This window comes from Amycolatopsis pretoriensis (assembly GCF_900107925.1).
GTDB classification, from domain to species: Bacteria; Actinomycetota; Actinomycetes; order Mycobacteriales; family Pseudonocardiaceae; genus Amycolatopsis; species Amycolatopsis pretoriensis.
This window is the reverse complement of the sequence record NZ_FNUJ01000012.1, coordinates 73,900-91,990: the sequence shown is the minus strand read 5'-3', so window position 1 is coordinate 91,990 and position 18,091 is coordinate 73,900. Positions and strand designations below refer to the sequence as shown.

18 protein-coding genes are annotated in these 18,091 nt (G+C 71.7%); 13 read left to right on the top strand and 5 right to left on the bottom strand.

The features are described 5' to 3' along the window. Positions 1-34 precede the first annotated feature (34 nt). The 12 genes from BLV96_RS41200 (at position 35) to BLV96_RS41145 (ending at position 11,720) form a co-directional block, all read left to right on the top strand. Positions 35-1,018, top strand: coding sequence for a LacI family DNA-binding transcriptional regulator (locus BLV96_RS41200; protein ID WP_086673103.1), 984 nt, complete (start codon positions 35-37; stop codon positions 1,016-1,018). Next, entirely contained in the window at positions 1,015-2,052 is a 1,038-nt protein-coding gene (locus BLV96_RS41195; RefSeq protein ID WP_086673105.1) for a class I mannose-6-phosphate isomerase, read from the top strand. Before BLV96_RS41200 ends, BLV96_RS41195 begins: the two co-directional genes overlap by 4 nt. Beyond that, positions 2,049-2,813 carry an ATP-binding cassette domain-containing protein gene (locus BLV96_RS41190; protein ID WP_086673107.1) on the top strand — a complete coding sequence of 255 codons (765 nt, stop codon included), beginning with the start codon at positions 2,049-2,051 and terminating at the stop codon, positions 2,811-2,813. The genes BLV96_RS41195 and BLV96_RS41190 overlap by 4 nt, the downstream gene beginning before the upstream one ends. Next, positions 2,810-3,853: an ABC transporter permease gene (locus tag BLV96_RS41185; RefSeq protein ID WP_086673109.1), complete on the top strand. Its 1,044-nt coding sequence runs from the start codon at positions 2,810-2,812 to the stop codon at positions 3,851-3,853. The genes BLV96_RS41190 and BLV96_RS41185 overlap by 4 nt, the downstream gene beginning before the upstream one ends. A 27-nt stretch (positions 3,854-3,880) precedes the next feature. Then, positions 3,881-4,879 carry an ABC transporter substrate-binding protein gene (locus tag BLV96_RS41180; protein WP_086673111.1) on the top strand — a complete coding sequence of 333 codons (999 nt, stop codon included), beginning with the start codon at positions 3,881-3,883 and terminating at the stop codon, positions 4,877-4,879. Positions 4,880-5,078: 199 nt separating this feature from the next. Next, positions 5,079-5,774, top strand: coding sequence for a hypothetical protein (locus BLV96_RS41175; RefSeq protein ID WP_086673113.1), 696 nt, complete (start codon positions 5,079-5,081; stop codon positions 5,772-5,774). A 51-nt stretch (positions 5,775-5,825) separates the two neighbouring features. Continuing rightward, on the top strand, positions 5,826-6,872 hold the full coding sequence (locus BLV96_RS41170) for a sensor histidine kinase (protein WP_086673138.1): 1,047 nt from the start codon (positions 5,826-5,828) through the stop codon (positions 6,870-6,872). Continuing rightward, positions 6,869-7,621, top strand: coding sequence for a LytR/AlgR family response regulator transcription factor (locus BLV96_RS41165; RefSeq protein WP_086673115.1), 753 nt, complete (start codon positions 6,869-6,871; stop codon positions 7,619-7,621). The genes BLV96_RS41170 and BLV96_RS41165 overlap by 4 nt, the downstream gene beginning before the upstream one ends. Beyond that, positions 7,618-7,968, top strand: coding sequence for a hypothetical protein (locus tag BLV96_RS41160; RefSeq protein WP_086673117.1), 351 nt, complete (start codon positions 7,618-7,620; stop codon positions 7,966-7,968). Before BLV96_RS41165 ends, BLV96_RS41160 begins: the two co-directional genes overlap by 4 nt. After that, the gene (locus tag BLV96_RS41155; protein WP_086673119.1) at positions 7,968-9,692 is read left to right on the top strand and encodes a sodium/solute symporter; all 1,725 of its coding nucleotides are present in this window, start codon (positions 7,968-7,970) and stop codon (positions 9,690-9,692) included. Before BLV96_RS41160 ends, BLV96_RS41155 begins: the two co-directional genes overlap by 1 nt. A 70-nt stretch (positions 9,693-9,762) precedes the next feature. After that, positions 9,763-10,113 (top strand): DUF485 domain-containing protein, encoded by a 351-nt coding sequence (locus BLV96_RS41150; RefSeq protein WP_086673121.1) that lies wholly within the window; start codon positions 9,763-9,765, stop codon positions 10,111-10,113. Beyond that, positions 10,110-11,720, top strand: coding sequence for a solute symporter family protein (locus tag BLV96_RS41145; RefSeq protein WP_086673123.1), 1,611 nt, complete (start codon positions 10,110-10,112; stop codon positions 11,718-11,720). Before BLV96_RS41150 ends, BLV96_RS41145 begins: the two co-directional genes overlap by 4 nt. 57 nt (positions 11,721-11,777) lie before the next feature. Here BLV96_RS41145 and BLV96_RS41140 read toward each other — a convergent pair whose 3' ends face one another. Together BLV96_RS41140 and BLV96_RS41135 are read right to left on the bottom strand one after the other, a co-directional pair. After that, positions 11,778-12,515 (bottom strand): isocitrate lyase/PEP mutase family protein, encoded by a 738-nt coding sequence (locus BLV96_RS41140; RefSeq protein ID WP_086673125.1) that lies wholly within the window; start codon positions 12,513-12,515, stop codon positions 11,778-11,780. Beyond that, positions 12,512-12,973 carry a carboxymuconolactone decarboxylase family protein gene (locus BLV96_RS41135; protein WP_167379904.1) on the bottom strand — a complete coding sequence of 154 codons (462 nt, stop codon included), beginning with the start codon at positions 12,971-12,973 and terminating at the stop codon, positions 12,512-12,514. The genes BLV96_RS41140 and BLV96_RS41135 overlap by 4 nt, the downstream gene beginning before the upstream one ends. 46 nt (positions 12,974-13,019) lie before the next feature. Between BLV96_RS41135 and pdxR the strand changes: the two genes are divergently transcribed. Next, complete coding sequence (gene pdxR / locus BLV96_RS41130) at positions 13,020-14,390, top strand: MocR-like pyridoxine biosynthesis transcription factor PdxR (protein WP_091390285.1); 1,371 nt, start codon at positions 13,020-13,022, stop codon at positions 14,388-14,390. Positions 14,391-14,796: 406 nt separating this feature from the next. Here pdxR and BLV96_RS41125 read toward each other — a convergent pair whose 3' ends face one another. From BLV96_RS41125 to BLV96_RS41115, 3 genes are all read right to left on the bottom strand, one after another. Continuing rightward, the gene (locus tag BLV96_RS41125) at positions 14,797-15,522 is read right to left on the bottom strand and encodes a peptidylprolyl isomerase (protein WP_091390282.1); all 726 of its coding nucleotides are present in this window, start codon (positions 15,520-15,522) and stop codon (positions 14,797-14,799) included. 347 nt (positions 15,523-15,869) lie between these two features. Then, positions 15,870-16,835, bottom strand: a complete 966-nt coding sequence (gene meaB, locus BLV96_RS41120; RefSeq protein ID WP_091390278.1) for a methylmalonyl Co-A mutase-associated GTPase MeaB — start codon at positions 16,833-16,835, stop codon at positions 15,870-15,872. After that, complete coding sequence (locus tag BLV96_RS41115; RefSeq protein ID WP_091390300.1) at positions 16,836-18,023, bottom strand: acetyl-CoA C-acetyltransferase; 1,188 nt, start codon at positions 18,021-18,023, stop codon at positions 16,836-16,838. Positions 18,024-18,091: the final 68 nt, after the last annotated feature.

Below are 18,091 nucleotides of genomic sequence, written 5' to 3'. Positions count from 1 at the left end.
CGGTGCCCCGCGCACCGCGAGCAGACGCGCCACCATGAGCGACGTGGCACGGCTGGCGGGCGTGAGCATCAAGACCGTCTCGCGCGTGGTCAACGACGAACCGGCGGTGCACCCGGACACCGCCGAGCGGGTCATGGCGGCCATCGAGCAGCTGGGGTTCCGGCGCAACCTGGGCGCGCGCAACCTGCGCCGCGGGTCGACGACCGGCACCATCGGGCTGATCGTCGAGGACGTCGGCAACCCCTTCTACTCCGAGCTGAACCGCGCGGTCGAGCGCATCGCGACGTCGTTCGGGCGCCAGGTGCTCACCGGCTCGTCCGAGGAGAACTCCGACCGCGAGCGCGAGCTCGTGCTCGAGTTCTGCGCGCGGCGGGTGGACGGCATCCTCGTCGTCCCGGCCGGCCTGCAGCACGGCTACCTGGTGCCGGAGATGCGCGCGGGCACCCCGGTGGTGTTCATCGACCGCCCGGCCGGCGACATCGTGGCCGACACCGTGCTGGTCGACAACCTCGGCGGCACCATCGAAGCGGTCACGCACCTGGCGAAGCACGGTCACCGCCGGATCGCGTTCCTGGGCGACAGCCCCGACATCTTCACCGCGGCCGAGCGCCTGCGGGGGTTCCGCGAGGGCTGCGTCCGCAACGGCATCTCCTACGACGAGTCCCTGGTCTCGATGCGGACGCCGACGCAGGAGGGCATCGGCGACGCGGTGAAGCGGCTGCTGCACGGCCCGGACGCGGCGACCGCCGTGATCGCGGGCAACAACCGGGTCGCCGTGCACCTGCTGCGCGCGCTGGCCCACGCCGAGTACCGCCCGGCGATGGTCGGCTTCGACGACTTCGAGCTGGCGGACCTGCTCGACCCGCCGGTCACCGTCGTCGCGCACGACGTGAGCGCGCTCGGCCACGCCGCGGCCGAGCTGCTCTTCGCGCGCGTCCAAGGAGATCAGTCCCCGCCCAGAAAGGTAGTCCTGCCCGTGCATCTCGTCGCCCGCGGTTCCGGTGAGGTCGCCCCGTGACCCTCGAACCCATCCGGCTCCCGGCCAACCAGCCGCCGCAGTTCTACCGCGGCGGCGACGCCATCGCCACTCTGCGCGGGGCCTCGTCGGACAAGAAGTTCGGCCCGGAGGACTGGGTCGCGTCGGTGAGCACCATGTTCGGCCAGGACACGAACGGCCTGACCCGGCTGCCCGACGGCGCGTGGCTGCGTGACGCCGTCGTGGCGAACCCGAACGCCTGGCTCGGCGCCAAGCACATGGAGGCGCTCGGGACGTCGACCGGGCTGCTGGTCAAGCTGCTCGACGCGGGCCAGCGGCTGCCCGTGCACTTCCACCCGGACGACACGTTCGCGAAACAGCACTTCGACTCCCACTTCGGCAAGACCGAGGCGTGGATCGTGGTCGGCACCTACGGCGACGACCCGCGCGTCTACCCCGGCTTCAAGGAGACGCTGTCCAAGGCGACCGTGTCCGAGTGGACGCGGGAGCAGGACGTGCCCTCGATGCTGGGCGCGCTGAACAGCGTCCCGGTGACCGCCGGCGACACCGTCTACATCCCGGCCGGCCTGCCGCACGCGATCGGCGAAGGCGTCTTCGTCGTCGAGCTGCAGCAGCCGACGGACTTCTCGCTGACGATCGAGTGGCGGGACTTCCTCGCGTCCCCGGAGAAGGGCCACCTCGGCCTCGGCTTCGACACCGCGATCGAGGCACTGGACACGTCCGGCTGGGACACCGAGCGGCTCGGCACCATCATCAAGCGCACGGCGGGCGATCACGCGTCCACAGTGGACCTGCTGGCCGGCGGCTCGGAGCGGTTCTTCCGAGCCGAGCAGCTGCGGACGGACAAGGTGACAACGTTGTCACTCGATCCGTCGTTCGCGGTGCTCGTCGTCCTCGACGGCGAAGGCACCCTGCGCACCGAGCACGGCGGCGAGCACGCGCTGACGAAGGGCGACACCTACGTCGTCCCGTTCGACGCCGGCCAGACCGAGCTGTCCGGCACGGCGACGGTGATCCGCTGCCGACCGCCGGCGCCGGAAGAGAGGCACGGATGAGCGAAATCCTCCTGGACGCGGTCGACCTGACCAAGCACTACGGATCCGTCGAAGCCCTGCGCGGCGCGTCCTTCCAGGCACGCGCCGGCGAGGTGACGGCGTTGATCGGCGACAACGGCGCCGGCAAGTCCACCCTGGTCAAGTGCCTCTCCGGCGCGGAGCAGCCGACGTCGGGCAAGATCCTGCTCGACGGCAAGGACGTGCGCTTCGACTCGCCGACCACGGCGCGGCGGATGGGCATCGAGACCGTGTACCAGGACCTGGCCGTCGCCCCCGAACTGGACCCGGCAGCCAACCTCTTCCTCGGCCGCGAGATCCACCGCAAGGGCATCCTCGGCAAGCTCGGCATGCTCGACAAGGCCGAGATGCGGCGCCAGGCGATCGAGGAGTTCCAGCGCCTCGGCGTGACGCTGCAGAGCACCGACGTCCCGATCGGCTCGCTGTCCGGCGGGCAGCGCCAGAGCGTCGCGGTCGCGCGCTCGGTCGTCTGGGCGTCGAAGGTCGTGTTCATGGACGAGCCGACCGCGGCGCTGGGCGTCGTGCAGCGCGAGCGCGTGCTCGACGTCATCAAGAAGGTGCGCGACAAGGGCATCGCCGTCGTGCTGATCAGCCACAACATGCCCGAGGTGCTGTCGGTCGCCGACCGCGTCGAGGTGCTGCGGCTCGGCAAGCGCGTGGCCCGGTTCACCGGGTCGGACACGAAGCTCGAAGACCTCGTCGCCGCGATGACCGGGGCACTCGTGCAGGAGGAGGCCGCGTGACCGCGCCCGCGAAGGACATCCAGCAAGCACCGGACGCCGGCTTCGGCAAGCGGCCGCTCGGCAAGCGCCTGGTCGGCGCCAACACGTTCTGGATCGCGCTGGTGCTCGTCGCGCTGATCATCGTGTTCAGCGCGATCGCCCCCGGCGAGTTCGCGACGCTGTTCACCTTCCAGACGCTGCTCATCGAGACCGCGGTGCTGCTGGTGCTGTCGGTCGGGATGACGTTCGTGATCATCACCTCCGGCATCGACCTGTCCGTCGGGTCCGTGCTGATCTTCTCCGGCATGGTCGCCGGCAAGGTGATGGAGGCGATGTCCGGCGGCAACGCGTCGAACGCGGGCTGGGGCGTCATCACCGTCGGCCTGCTCGCGGCGGTCGTCGCCGGGACGGTGTGGGGGCTGGTCAACGGCTTCCTCATCGCGGTGGCGGGGATCCCGCCGCTGATCGTCACCCTTGGCACCATGGGCGCCGCGCTCGGCTCGGCCTACCTGCTCAACAACGGCTCGGACGTGCGCAGCATCCCCCTGGTCCTCAACAAGACCCTCGGCTACGGCACCTCGTTCGGCGTGGTGCCGAACCTGGTCATCGTCGCCGTGGTGATCACCTTGATCGGCGCGTGGCTGCTGCACACCACGAAGTTCGGCCGCTACACCTACGCGGTCGGCTCCAACGCCGAAGGCGCTCGACGCGCGGGCATCGGCGTCACCGCGCACCTGCTGAAGGTGTACACGCTGACGGGCTTCCTGGCCGGGATCGCCGGGTTCCTCTCGCTGGCGTACTACGCGTCGACCACGATTTCGGCGCACACCACCGACAACCTCAACGCGATCGCCGCGGTCGTGATGGGCGGGACGAGCCTCTTCGGCGGCGTCGGCACGGTACTGGGCACGGTGATCGGCGTGTTCATCCCGGCGGTGCTGAAGAAGGGCTTCAACATCACCCACGTCCAGGACTTCTGGCAGATGATCGCCGTCGGCGCCGTGCTGATCGCCGCCGTCTGGTTCGACCAGCGGCGCCGCCGTCGCCGCAACTCCCGCTGAGTTCCCCACAAGTACAAAGAGGTGCTTATGAAGCTGACCAAGACTCTCACCGCCATGGGTGCCGTGGTCTCCGCGGCGGCACTGCTCACCGCCTGCGGGTCCGGCACGGTCGGGCAGACCGGGTCCGGCGACAGCCAGGCCAACTCGGCCGGCTCGAAGAAGCTGGCGCTCATCCCGGGCGTGCAGGCCGAGCCGTTCTACATCTCACTGCAGTGCGGCGCGCAGGCCGAGGCCAAGAAGCTCGGCTACGAGCTGACCACGCAGGCACCGCAGAAGTTCGACGCGGCGATGCAGACCCAGCTCGTCAACGCCCTCGGCTCCAACCCGCCGGCGGCGCTGCTCATCGCCCCGACCGACGACACGGCGATGCTCGCGCCGATCCAGCAGGTCAAGGCGCGCGGCGCGAAGATCGTCGAGGTCGACACGTCGCTGAAGGACACGAGCGTCGCCGCGTCGTCCGTCTCCTCGGACAACGCGTCGGGTGGCAAGCTCGCGGCCCAGACGATGGCGAAGCTGGCCGCCGGCAAGAGCGGCTCGGTGCTGGTGCTCGACACGATCGCGGGCACGTCCACGACCGCCGCGCGCGCCAAGGGCTTCGAGGACGAGCTGAAGAACACCCCGAACCTGAAGTCGATCGGCGTCCAGTTCACCCAAAACGAGCCGGAGCAGGCCGCGGCCAAGGTGACGGCGGCCCTCTCGTCGACGCCGGACCTCATCGGCGTCTTCGCCACCAACCTCAACACCGGCGAGGGCGCGGCGACCGGCCTGCGCAACGCGGGCAAGGTCGGCGCGGTCAACCTGATCGGCTTCGACGCCAGCCCGTCGGAGGTCGAGGGCCTGAAGAACGGCCAGTACCAGGCGCTCATCGCCCAGGACCCGGCCTCGATCGGCACCCAGGGCGTGCAGCAGGCCGTGGCCGCCATCGAGGGCAAGCCGGTGACGCGGAACCTGACCGCGGAGCTGCACTCGATCACCAAGGCGGACATGGACGCCAACTCGCAGTACTTCTACAAGCAGTCCTGCTGACCCGTCCGTCAGATCCCTGTGGGTGGTGTGCGCACCGCCCGCAGGGGTTCTGACCAGGTGTTTCGCCGCGGCGATCGGTCACCGCCGGTCACCGCGGCGGGGGCACCGCTCACCGCAGGAGCCGTTCCCCCGCGCGGGTGTCACCCGTCACACTCATCTGCACATGCATTTACACATGCATGATCGCAGGGAGGGTGCGATGAACTACGAGCGGCCGGCCAGGCACCGGACGATCTTCGCCGTGGACGTCGAGGGCTACGGCGACCGGCGCAGGACCACACCACACCGCTTGGCGTTGCGCGACGGGCTGTACCGCGCGCTCTGCCGGGCGTTCGACGACGCCGGCGTCCCGTGGGGGCAGTGCCGGCGCGAAGACTGCGGGGACGGCGTCTTCGTCCTCGCCCCGGCGGAGATCCCGAAAGGGCCCTTCGTCGATTTCCTGCCCACGGCGCTCGCCGTGGCGCTGCACCGGCACAACCGGACGCACCACGCCGAAGCCCGGATCCGGCTCCGGATGGCGCTGCACGCGGGCGAAGTCGCCTTCGACGACCACGGGGTCACCGCGCCGGCGATCAACCAGACGTTCCGGCTCCTGGAGGCCGCGCCGCTGAAGGACGCGCTCAAGTCCTCGCGCGGGGTGCTGGCGCTGATCACGTCGGCGTGGTTCTACGACGAGGTCGTCCGGCACAGCGACGGCCTCGACCCGACGACGTTCCGGCCGGTGCCGGTCGCGGTAAAGGAGACCCGGACGACCGGCTGGATCGCGCTGCCCGACCGGCCGTACCCGGCGAACACGAGCCTGCTCGGCGACGTCACGGCGCTCGACGACTACCGGACCTGGCGCCGCTTCCGCCGCCACGCCCAGGTGCTGGCCGACCGGGACGGCCCCGCGTAGCCGTAGGATCTACTGCCCTGGACACCGTCGCCGAGGGGAGGCCCGTTGACCGTGCACCTGCGGGCGGCGTCCCGCGCCGACCCGCTGCCGGTGCTCGCCGCCGCCCGCCGGATCACCGACGACCTGCGCGACGGCCTCTCGGGCACCCGCGCGCGCCGCGCGGCCCACGGCCTGCGGCGCCTGTTCGGCTTCCCCGGGCTCGGGCTGACCGACCTGTCCGGCTCGCTGCTGTGGTCGGGGCGGCCCGGGCCGGACGCCGTCGTCGCGTCGGTGCTCGACGGCGTGCTCCACACCGAGGAACCCGGCTCCGCGCCCGACGTCATGGTGCTGCCGCTGCACGTCCGCGACGAGCTGGCCGGGGCGCTGCTGGTCGTCGGCGACGTCCGGGACGCGGTCGCGGCCGAGGCCGCCGACCTCGTCGTGCGGGCCCTCGAGCGCGGGCGGCTCGAGGCGTCGGCGGACCAGGCGGCGCAGGCCGAGCTGCGGGCGCTGCGGGCCGAAATGTCCCCGCACTTCGTCTACAACGCGCTGACCGTCATCGCGTCGCTGGTGCGGTCGGACCCCGACCGGGCCCGCGACCTGATGCTGGACTTCGCCGACTACACGCGTTACAGCCTCGCGCGCCACGGCGAGTACACGGTGGTCGCCGAGGAGTTCCGCGCCATCGAGACGTACCTGGCGCTGCAACGGGCGGTGCTCGGCGAGCGGCTGCGCGTCCAGGTGCGGGTCGCGCCGGAGATCCTCGCCGTCGCGGTGCCGTACCTGGTGCTGGAGCCGTTGGTGGAGAACGCGATCCGGCACGGCATCGAGCCGCGCTCGGGCACCGGCCTGGTCCAGGTGCACGGCCAGGCGGAAGGGAACGACTGCGTGATCTTCGTCGAGGACGACGGGGTCGGCATGGACCCGAAGCGCGCGGCGGACATCCTGGCCGGGCGCACCGGCGAGGACGACCCCGCCGGGCTCGGACTGGCCAATGTGGACAGACGCCTGCGGGACGTCTACGGCGCCTGGTACGGCCTGACCGTCGAGACCGAGGTCGGCGCGGGGACCCGGGTGATCGTGCGGGTGCCGCGGTTCCAGCCGGGGGTGCTGCCGTGACCCTGCGCGTCCTCGCCGTCGACGACCTGGCGCCCGCTCTCGACGAGTTGTGCACCATGCTGCGCGAAGCACCCGAAGTCGGCGAAGTCGTCGGCGCGGGTGACGCGCTGAAGGCGTTGAAGCTGCTTCAGGCGGACCGCTTCGACGCGGTGTTCCTGGACATCTCGATGCCGGGTCTCGACGGGCTCGAACTCGCGTCGCTGCTGGCGAAGCTGAGCGAGCCGCCGGTGATCGTGTTCGTGACCGCGCACGACGGCCACGCGGTGGCGGCGTACGGCATCGGCGCGGTCGACTACCTGCTCAAGCCGGTCCGCGCCGAACGGCTGTCGGCGGCGCTGGCGAAGGTGCTGCGGATGGCGACCCCGGCGTCGCGCCCGACCCCGGACGCGATGGCGGCGCTGCCGGTGGAGTCGGGTGGCCGGACGCGGTACGTCCGCCGCGACGACGTGCTGTTCGTGGAGGCCCACGGCGACTACGTCCGGCTGCACACGCGCGGCGGCGTCCACTTGGTGCGGATGCCGATCTCGCGGCTCGAGGAGTACTGGGAGGGCACCGGGTTCAGCCGGGTCCACCGCGGGTTCCTGGTGTCGGTGGGCGCGGTGCTGGAGCTGCGCAGCGACAGCGCGGGCGGGCTGCTGGCGCACACGGAGGCCGGCGACGTCCCGGTCAGCCGCCGGCACGCGCGGGACCTGCGCGACCGGCTGCTGGAAGCGGCGCAACGCGGCCAGCTCGGGCCGGGCGCGCGATGAGCAAGATCCGCCGGGTCGCGGTCACGAGCCCGCAGACCCGCCTCGCCCACGCGCGTCGCCGGTCGCGCCACCGCTGGCGCCAGCCCCGGCTCCCCGCGAGCGACACCCAGCGCGCCACGGTGCTGTACCGCGCGCAACGCCGTCGCGGTGTCCCGGCGTTGGTTCTGATGTTCGCGCTCCTGCTCGGCCTGCCGGGCGTCTTCGCGATCTTCCCCGGCCTGGACACCGTGCGGCTGCTGGGAATCCCGGTGTCGTGGCTGATGATCGCGGTCCTGCCGTACCCGGCGATGGCCGTCCTGGCGCGCTGGCAGCTGCGCCGCGCCGAACGCCTCGAGGACGACGACTAGTGGGTGTCGCGCTCGCCGTCGCCCCCGTCGTCCTCGTGACGCTGCTCATCGGCGTCCGCGGGGTCGCCGCCATGCGCACGACGTCGGACTTCCTCGTCGCGTCCCGGCGGATCTCGCCGCTGGTCAACTCCGCCGCCGTCTCGGGCGAATACCTGTCCGCGGCGTCCTTCCTCGGTGTCGCCGGGCTCGTCGTCAAGGACGGCATCGGCGCTCTCTGGTACCCGGTCGGCTTCACCGCCGGCTACATCGCGATGCTCGTCCTGGTGGCCGCGCCGATGCGCCGCTCGGGCGCGCTGACCGTCCCCGACTTCGCCGAAGCCCGGCTCAACTCCCCCGCGCTGCGCCGCCTGGCCGCGGTGGTCGTCCTCGTGATCGGCACGATCTACGTCGTCCCGCAGTTCCGCACCGCCGGCCTGGTGCTCGCCGCGGTCGGCGGCACGCCGTACTGGGTCGGCGTCGTCCTGGCCGGCGCGGCGGTCAGCGTCACCCTGGCCCTGGGCGGGATGCGCGCGGCGACGTACGTGCAGGCGTTCCAGTTCGTGCTGAAGCTCCTGCTGTTCCTCATCCCCGCGATCTGGCTGGTGCTGCAGGCCGGCGCGGTCAACCGGGCCGACGCCCTGCACCCCGTCGAGTTCACGCACTTCGCCCGCGAGACGCCGGTGCGGTTCGAAGTCGACGTCACCATGGAGATCCGCGAGCCGACCGCGGTGCGCGTCAACGGCGTCCCCCGGACCCTGGCCCCGGGCGAGTTCACCGCGCACAGCCAGGACGACGTCGTGTTCGGCTCGGGGGCGGCAGTTCCGGCGGTCCGCGGCGGCGCCCCGCTCGGCGGGCACGACTGGCAGCGGCCCCTGCTCGACCTCGGCGACGAGGGCTACCCGCTGCTCGGCACGTGGGCCGTGCTCATCGCGACCATGCTCGGCACGATGGGCCTGCCGCACGTGCTCATGCGCTTCCACACCAGCCCGGACGGCCGCGCCGCGCGCCGCACGGCCGCGATCACCGTCGCGCTGCTCGGCGTCTTCTACCTCTTCCCCGGCGTCTACGGCGTCCTCGGCCGGGTTCTCGTGCCCGGGCTCTACCTTTCGGGCGCGACGGACACCGTCGTCGTCGCGCTGCCGTACCAAGTGGACAGTGGCTGGGCCGGCGGTCTCTTCACGGCGCTGCTGACGGCGGGCGCGTTCGCCGCGTTCCTGGCGACGTCGCTCGGGCTGCTGCTGGTGATGTCCGGCGCGATCGCGCACGACCTCGTCCCCGGCGGGCTGCGCCGGCTGCGGATGGCGGTGTTCGGCGTCGCCGCGATCATGGTGCTGCTCGCGCTGCGCTCGGCCGAACTCGACGCCGGGGTGCTCGTCACGTGGGGCTTCACCGTCGCCGCGTCGACGTTCTGCCCGCTGCTCGTGCTCGGCATCTGGTGGCCGCGGCTGACGGCGGCCGGCGGGATCGCCGGGGTGCTGACCGGGCTCGTCGCGTCGTCCGGCTCGATCCTGTTCGCCCTCGCCGGCCCGGACCTGCACGGCTGGGTGGCGATCTTGGTGCAGCAACCGGCACCCTGGTCGGTACCGCTGGCATTCGGCGTAATGGCGTTGGTCTCCTTGCGCGGCAGGCCGCCCGCGTGGTCGACGGCGGCGATGCTCCGCCTGCACCTGGACGAACCCCGTTCGACGGGACCCCGCGACCGTTCGTCAACCGTTCGTCGTCTGGCCCGGCTGTTGAGCCGCTGAATCTTCACGCGAGACTCACACGTCCCTACGGTGTCGCACGTCACTTTCCGCAGCGTCGCGAGGAGCAGCGATGAGCACGACGGACACCGGCGGCGGGCCCCCGGACACGTCAGAGACCATCTGGGAGAAGGCGCACGAAAGCACCGAGTTCCGTGAGCTGCGCAGCCGCCTGCGCCGGTTCGTCTTCCCGATGACGGCGGTGTTCCTCCTCTGGTACCTGCTGTACGTGCTCCTCGCGGACTACGCGCACGGCTTCATGAGCACGAAGGTCTTCGGCAACATCAACGTCGGCCTGATCTTCGGCCTGCTGCAGTTCGTCTCGACGTTCGTCATCACCGGCCTCTACGTCCGGTACGCGAACCGGAAGCTGGACCCGGTGGCGGAGAAGATCCGTGAAGACATCGAGAAGGAGCAGGCGTGAACTTCGACATCGCCGCCGGCGTGGAAGGCAGCAACCCGCTCCTCAACATCCTGATCTTCGCCGCGTTCGTGGTCATCACGCTGGTGATCGTGTTCCGCGCGAGCCGCAACACGAAGACCGCGTCGGACTACTACGCCGCCGGCCGCGCCTTCACCGGTCCGCAGAACGGCATCGCGATCTCGGGTGACTACCTGTCGGCCGCGTCGTTCCTCGGCATCGCGGGCGCGATCGCCATCAACGGCTACGACGGCTTCCTCTACTCCATCGGCTTCCTGGTGGCGTGGCTCGTCGCGCTGCTGCTGGTCGCGGAGCTGCTGCGCAACACCGGCAAGTTCACGATGGGCGACGTGCTGGCGTTCCGGATGAAGCAGCGCCCGGTGCGGGCCGCGGCCGCGACGTCGACGCTGGCCGTGTCGTTCTTCTACCTGCTCGCCCAGATGGCCGGCGCCGGCGGTCTCGTCGCACTGCTGCTCGGCGTCGAAGGCGGGGGCGCGCAGGCCGTCGTCATCGCGGTGGTCGGCATCATCATGATCGCCTACGTCCTGATCGGCGGCATGAAGGGCACCACCTGGGTGCAGATCATCAAGGCCGCGCTGCTGATCGTCGGCGCGCTCGTGATCACCCTGTGGGTGCTCGGCAAGTACAACTTCAACTTCTCCAGCCTGCTGCAGGCCGCCGTCGACAAGGCGGGCAAGGCCGGGGAGACGCTGCTCGGCCCGGGCAAGCAGTACGGCGCCACCGGAACGTCCAAACTGGACTTCTTCTCCCTCGGCATCGCGCTGGTGCTGGGCACCGCCGGTCTCCCGCACGTCCTGATGCGCTTCTACACGGTGCCGACGGCTCGCGACGCGCGGCGCTCGGTGGTCTGGGCGATCGTGCTGATCGGCGTGTTCTACCTGTTCACGCTGGTGCTGGGCTACGGCGCCGGTGCGCTGGTCGGGCCGGACACGATCAAGAAGGCACCGGGCGGGGTCAACTCCGCGGCTCCGCTGCTCGCTTTGGAGCTGGGCGGGCCGGTGCTGCTGGGCCTGATCTCCGCGGTCGCCTTCGCGACGATCCTCGCGGTGGTCGCCGGCCTGACGATCACGGCGTCGGCGTCCTTCGCCCACGACGTCTACGCGAACGTCATCAAGCGGGGCAAGACGTCGCCGAACTCGGAGGTCAAGGTCGCCCGGATCACCGCGGTGGTCATCGGCGCCCTGGCCATCGGCGGCGGCATCCTGGCCAACGGGCAGAACGTCGCCTTCCTGGTGGCGCTGGCGTTCGCGGTGGCGGCGTCGGCGAACCTGCCGACGATCCTCTACTCGCTGTTCTGGAAGCGATTCAACACCCAGGGCGCGCTGTGGTCGATCTACGGCGGCCTGGCCATCACGATCGTGCTGATCGTGTTCTCGCCGGCGGTGTCCGGCAAGAGCACGTCGATGATCAAGACCGCGGACTTCGCCTGGTTCCCGCTGAGCAACCCGGGCATCGTCTCGATCCCGGCCGCGTTCATCCTGGGCTGGCTGGGCACGGTCCTGTCCAAGGAGCACGACGAGAAGAAGTACGCCGAGATGGAGGTCCGCTCCCTGACCGGTGCGGGCGCCGAAAAGGCTGTCGTGCACTGACACCCCGAGACACCGAAGGCCGTCGTGAGTCATCCTCGCGGCGGCCTTCGGCCATTCTCAGTAGGGCAGTTTTCCGTCGGCGACGCCCGCGAGCGTCGTTTCCAGGTGCTTGCGGACGTACTGCCAGAGCCCGCCGCCGAGCGAAATCCTGGCCACGCCCAGTTCGGCGAGGCCGCCGAGGCCCGGGCTGCCCGGCCACGCCGGCGCGTTGACGGCGCCCCCGACGCCCTGCACGAACGCCGCGAGCACCTCGGGGGTGCGCAGGTGGATCGGGTAGACGCAGTCCGCGCCCGCCTCGAGGTAGGCCCTCGCCCGGGCGATGCCGTCGACCAGGTGGTCCTTCGGGTCGACGCCGCGGAAGGAGTCGACGCGGGCGTTGATCACCAGGCCGTCACCGGCCGCTTCGCGCAGGGCGGCGATCCGCTCCGCCTGCTCGGCGACCGGACGGACCCCGCCGGTGGCGTGGTCGGTGTCCTCGAAGTTGCAGCCGACGGCGCCGGCGTCGGACAGCCGCCCGGCCAGTTCGGCGCCGGAGAGTCCGTAGCCCGACTCGGCGTCGACGGTCACCGGCACGCTCACGGCGTTCGCGATGCGGCTCGCCGCGGCGAACATTTCGTCCGCGGGCGCCTGCTCGCCGTCGGCGAACCCGAGCGCGGCGGCCACGGCGACCGAGCTGGTCGCGACGGCCGCGAACCCGGCGGCCTCGACGAGCTTGGCCGTGTCGGCGTCCCAGGCGTTCGGCAGGACCAGGGGCTTGCCGGGGACGTGCAGCGCCTTGAGCGCGGCGGCGGTCACGAGTCGCGCTTCGGGAGCGGCGTGTGGCTGGTGATCGTCATCCGGTTCCAGCTGTTGATCGCGATGACCTCCCACGCGACCGCGCGGTATTGCTCTTCGGTGAAGACCCGGGCGGCCTCTTCGTAGACGTCGTCGGGGACGGTCTGGGTGGCCGACAGCTTGGTCATCGCCTCGGTGAGGGCGAGGGCGGCCTGCTCCTGCTCGGTGAAGAGGTCGGTCTCGCGCCAGCCGTCGAGCACGAACAGCCGCCGCGGCGACTCGCCCAGCTCCAGGGCGTCGCGGGAGTGCATGTCGAGGCAGTACGCGCAGCCGTTGATCTGGGACGCGCGGGTCTTCACCAGTTCGAGGAGCTTGGGGTCGAGGCCGGCGTTCGCCCCGGCCTTGTTGACCTCGGCCTGCAGGTTCGCCATCGCCTGGTAGAGCTCGGGCGCGTGCCCGAGTCCGATTCGCTTCGTCATGGTGTCCACGCTAGCCCCAACTGGTCCACGAGTATGGTCCAGTGACATGGCAGATTCGTGGTCCAGTTCCGGCCTCGACGTCCACCTCGGCTGGGAGCCGTCGACGGGCCGGAGCGGCCTGGCCGACGCGATCCGGACGGCGATCCGGGAGGGCCGCTGGCAGCCGGACGCGACGGTCCCGTCGACCCGCGCGCTGGCCTCCGACCTGGGCGTCGCGCGAGGCACGGTCACGCGCGTGTACGCCGACCTGGCCGCCGAGGGCTACCTGCGCACGGCCCAGGGCGCGCCGACCCGCGTGGCGACGGCGGGTTCGCTGCCCCAGTCGGCGCCCCGGCAGGCGCCCCGCGACCCGGCACCGCGCTGGGACCTGCGCCCGGGGCGGCCGGACCTGACGGCGTTCCCGCGCCAGGCGTGGATCACCGCGACCCGGCGGGCGTTGCTGCGGACACCGGCATCGGCGTTCGGCTACGAGTCGGAGCTGGGCGCGCCCGAGCTGCGGGACACCCTCGCGGGGTACCTCGCCCGGGCCAGAGGAGTGGTCGCCGACCCGGCGCGGATCGTGGTGTGCCACGGCTATTCGCACGCGATAGCGGTGCTGTCCCGGGCGCTGTTCTCACTGGGGGTCGGCGAAATGGCGTTCGAGAACCCGTCGCTGGGCATGTACCGCTCGATCGCGGCGGCGCAGGGCCCGCGGGTGGTGGGGGTACCGGTGGACGAGCACGGCCTCGATGTGTCCGCATTGGACAGTCCGGCGGCGGTGGTGACGGCGGCCCACCAGTACCCGACGGGCGTGACGCTGGCCCCGCACCGCCGCGCGGCCCTGACCCGTTCGGGAGCAACGGTGGTGGAGGACGACTACGACGGCGAGTTCCGTTTCGACCGCCAGCAGGTGGGGGCGCTGCAGGCGCTGGCCCCGGAGAAGGTGGTGTACGCGGGAACGGCGAGCAAGACGCTGGCCCCGGCGTTGCGGCTGGCGTGGCTGGTGCTGCCCAGGTCATTGGTGGAGCCGGTCCGCGCGGCAATGGCGGACAGCGGTTCACGCCCGGCGTTGCTGAACCAGCTGGCGCTGGCGGAGCTGATCGACTCGGGGGCGTACGACCAGCACGTCCGCCGCAGCCGGGCGGAGTACCGGTCGCGTCGAGCCCGGTTGCTGGCGGCGTTGCCGGAGACGGTCCGCCCCCAGGGCATCGCGGCGGGGTTGCACTTGCTGTTGATGCTTCCCCCGGAAGGTCCATCGGAGGCAACGGCGTTGGCGGCCTGCCGCCGGAGGGCGATCGGCATCGAGGGGCTGGGCGGGTATTGGATGGACGAGGGGCGCCCGGGAGGGTTGATCGTCGGCTACGCGGCAACACCGAAGCACGCGTTCGCGGGCGCGACCCAGACGCTGGTGGAGGCGCTGTGGGAGATCACCGCCTGACTGAGGGCCACCTGCGCAGCTCCCCTTTCCGCGCCGCGCTTGCCACTTCCGCCGCCAACTGCCTCCCACAGCCTTCCCGCGCTCGCCACTCGGCCGCAGGCCACTGCCGCCGCTGAAAACCTCCCGGCCCACGCCGCTTCCGCTACCCACAACCTGACCGCCGACCACTTCGCCACCAGCCGGCCTTCACACCCGCCTGCCCTCTCCCGCGCGGGCCACTTTCGCTGCCTGCCTGCCGTTCACACCGCCTGCCACCTCCTGCAGGCCACTTTCGCCGCCCGCCGCCCCCTCCAGCGGCCTGCTACCTCCCGCGCGACCTCTTCCGCCGACTCCCTCGACCCGTCTCCTCAAGACCGCCGCCCGCCGGCCCGCGGGCCACCCCATCCGGAGCGGCCCGCGGCGACCATCAGAACCAGCAGCCGGGCCGAACCCGGATCAGTTCCGTCCGCAGCACCGGCGTCCCATCGACCGGCGCGGGATCCTCGGCAGTCGGCTGAATCCCGCCGGCAGCCACCTTGTCCAGCGTCTTCAACCCTTCGGCCCCGACCGTCCCGAACACCGTGTAGTTCGGCCGCAGCGCGGAATCGCCGTACACGACGAAGAACTGCGAACCGTTCGTGTCCGGTCCCGCGTTGGCCATCGCCAGCAACCCGCGCGCGTATACCCGGCGCGCGCCGGTCGGGTCGGTCGGCGCGGGCGGCAGGTCCACCGGCAGCTCGTCCTTGTACTTGTAGCCCGGCCCGCCCTCGCCGGTCGCGCTCGGGTCGCCGCACTGCAGGACCTTCAGCGTCGGGTACGCGGTCAGCCGGTGGCACACCGTGTGGTCGTAGAACCGGTGCCGAGCCAGGTGCAGGAAGCTCTGCACGGTGCACGGCGCCTTCGCGCGGTCGAGGGTCAGCGGCAGCGCGCCCTGGCTGGTCGGGACCGCGACGTCCACCTTCCCCCGGCTCGGCGTGTGCCGCGGATCGGGCGGCAACGGCACCGGCCGCGCGGCCGGCTCATCCGGCGTCTCGGTGTACTGACAAGGCCCGTGCGTCGTCTTCGGCGGCGGCGCATCGGCCGCGGCGGCGACGCCGTTGCCCGCCACGAACAACGCACCGGCCGCCAGCGCGGTGACGAGTGTCTTCTTCATCCTGCAAGCCCTCCCAGTGATCGCCCGGTTCCGGAGCGTCCCGCAGTCTAGAGCCCGCCACCGACAGGAATAACCGGCGAAAGTCGCCCCTGTCAGCCCATCGGGTGAATCGGAAGCGCGACACCCCGAAATTGTCGGACCCCCGGCGCACGATGTGGATCACGCGGCGAACCCGCCGCACCGAGAAGGGGGAAGTCATGGCACATGACCGAAGAACCGTTGCGGCGGCTGCGTTTTCGCTGTTGGCAGTGATCGCACTGACGCTCCGAAGGCGGCGACAGCCTGCCCGGCAGCCAGGGCCGCAAATCCGCGACCGCCCCACCCGCCGGCTCCGGCGCGGCGAACCCTCAGCCCCGCAGATCCGCGATCAGCTCGTCCGCGGCAGCGAACGGATCAAGCTCCCTCGCCACCACCCGCTCGGCGACCCCGGCCAGCCGTCCCCCACCCCGCAAATCCGTCAGCTCGGCCCGCAGCCGCCGCATCGCGATGGCCTCCACCTCGTCACGCGCTCGGGCGATCCGGCGGCGGGCCAGCTCGTCGTGCGCCACCAGCCAGTCGTGGTGCGCGGCCAGCGCCGCCACCACCTCGTCGATCCCCTCGCCCTTCGCCGCGACGGTCCGCACGATCGGCTGGCGCCAGCTCGCGCCCCGGATCTCCCGGCGCGCCAGCGAAATCATCTGCTTGAGGTCGTGCACCGTCGCGTCGGCGCCCTCGCGGTCGGCCTTGTTCACCACGAAGACGTCGGCGATCTCCAGCACCCCGGCCTTCGCGGCCTGGATCCCGTCGCCCATCCCCGGCGCGAGCAGCACCACCGTGGTGTCGGCCAGCTTCACGACGTCCACTTCGGACTGTCCGACGCCGACGGTCTCGATCAGTACCACGTCGAAGCCGGCGGCGTCGAGCACGCGCACCGCCTGCGGGGTCGCCCAAGAAAGCCCGCCGAGGTGCCCGCGCGTGGCCATCGAGCGGATGAACACGCCGGGGTCGGTGGCGTGCTCGGTCATCCGGATCCGGTCGCCGAGCAGCGCCCCGCCCGAAAACGGCGAAGACGGGTCGATCGCGAGCACCCCGACCCGCTTGCCCTCCGCGCGCAACGCGGTGAGCAGCGCCGACGTCGAAGTCGACTTGCCGACGCCCGGCGGACCGGTGAGCCCGACCACCCGGGCCCGCCCGGTGTGCGGCGTCAGCGCCCGCGCGATCTCGGCGACGCGGGGGTGGGCGTCCTCGACGAGCGACAGCAGCCGCGCGACGGCACGGGGCTGCCCGTCCCGCGCGCGGCCGACCAGGTCGTCGAGGTCGAGTGCACCGGCCACTTACGCGGACGGCACCCGCAGCAGGAGGGCGTCGCCCTGGCCGCCGCCACCGCACAGCGCGGCCGCGCCGAGCCCGCCACCGCGGCGGCGCAGCTCGTGGATGAGGTGCACCGCGAGCCGGGCGCCGGAAGCGCCGATCGGGTGCCCGAGGGCGATGGCACCGCCGTTGACGTTGACCTTCTCCGGGTCGAGGCCGAGCTTCTCGGTCGAGACCAGCCCGACGGCGGCGAAGGCCTCGTTGATCTCGACGAGGTCGAGCGCGTCGGGGCCGAGCTTCGCCTTCGCCAGCGCGGCGAGGATGGCGTTCGACGGCTGCTCGTGCAGGCTCGCGTCCGGCCCGGAAACGACGCCGTGCGCGCCGATCTCGGCGATCGCGGTGAGGCCGAGCTCCTCCGCCTTCGCCTTGCTGGCCACGACGACCGCGGCGGCGCCGTCGGAGATCTGCGACGCCGAGCCCGCGGTGATGGTGCCGTCGGAGGCGAAGGCGGGACGCAGCTTCGCGAGGCCTTCGGCGGTGGTGTCGGCGCGGACGCCCTCGTCGGTGTCGAAGACGACCGGGTCACCCTTGCGCTGCGGGATGGAGACCGGCGCGATCTCGTCGGCGAAGTAGCCGTTCTTGATCGCCTCGGCGGCGCGCTGGTGGGAGCGGGCGGAGAACGCGTCCTGCTGTTCGCGGGTGACCCCGTAGCGGGAGTTGTACTTCTCCGTCGACGCACCCATGGCGACCTGGTCGAAGGCGCAGAAGAGGCCGTCGTAGGCCATGTGGTCGACGAGCGTGGTGTCGCCGTACTTGAAGCCGGAGCGGGACTTCGGCAGCAGGTGCGGCGCCTGGGTCATCGACTCCTGGCCGCCGGCGACGACGATGTCGAACTCGCCGGCCCGGATGAGCTGGTCGGCGAGCGCGATGGCGTCGAGGCCGGAGAGGCAGACCTTGTTGATCGTCAGCGCGGGCACGCTCATCGGGATGCCCGCGGCGACCGCGGCCTGGCGGGCCGGGATCTGGCCGGCGCCGGCGGTCAGCACCTGGCCCATGATCGTGTACTGCACCGCGTCCGGGGCGACCCCGGCGCGTTCGAGGGCCGCCTTGATCGCGACCCCGCCCAGCTGTGCCCCCGTGAAGTCCTTGAGGGATCCGAGCAAGCGCCCGATCGGCGTACGGGCGGCACCCAGGATCACGGAACCGGACACGGCGTCCTCCAAGCTTCGGCGCATGGGCAGTTTTTCCGACCATACCCGGAGGGTGGGCTTCTTGATGG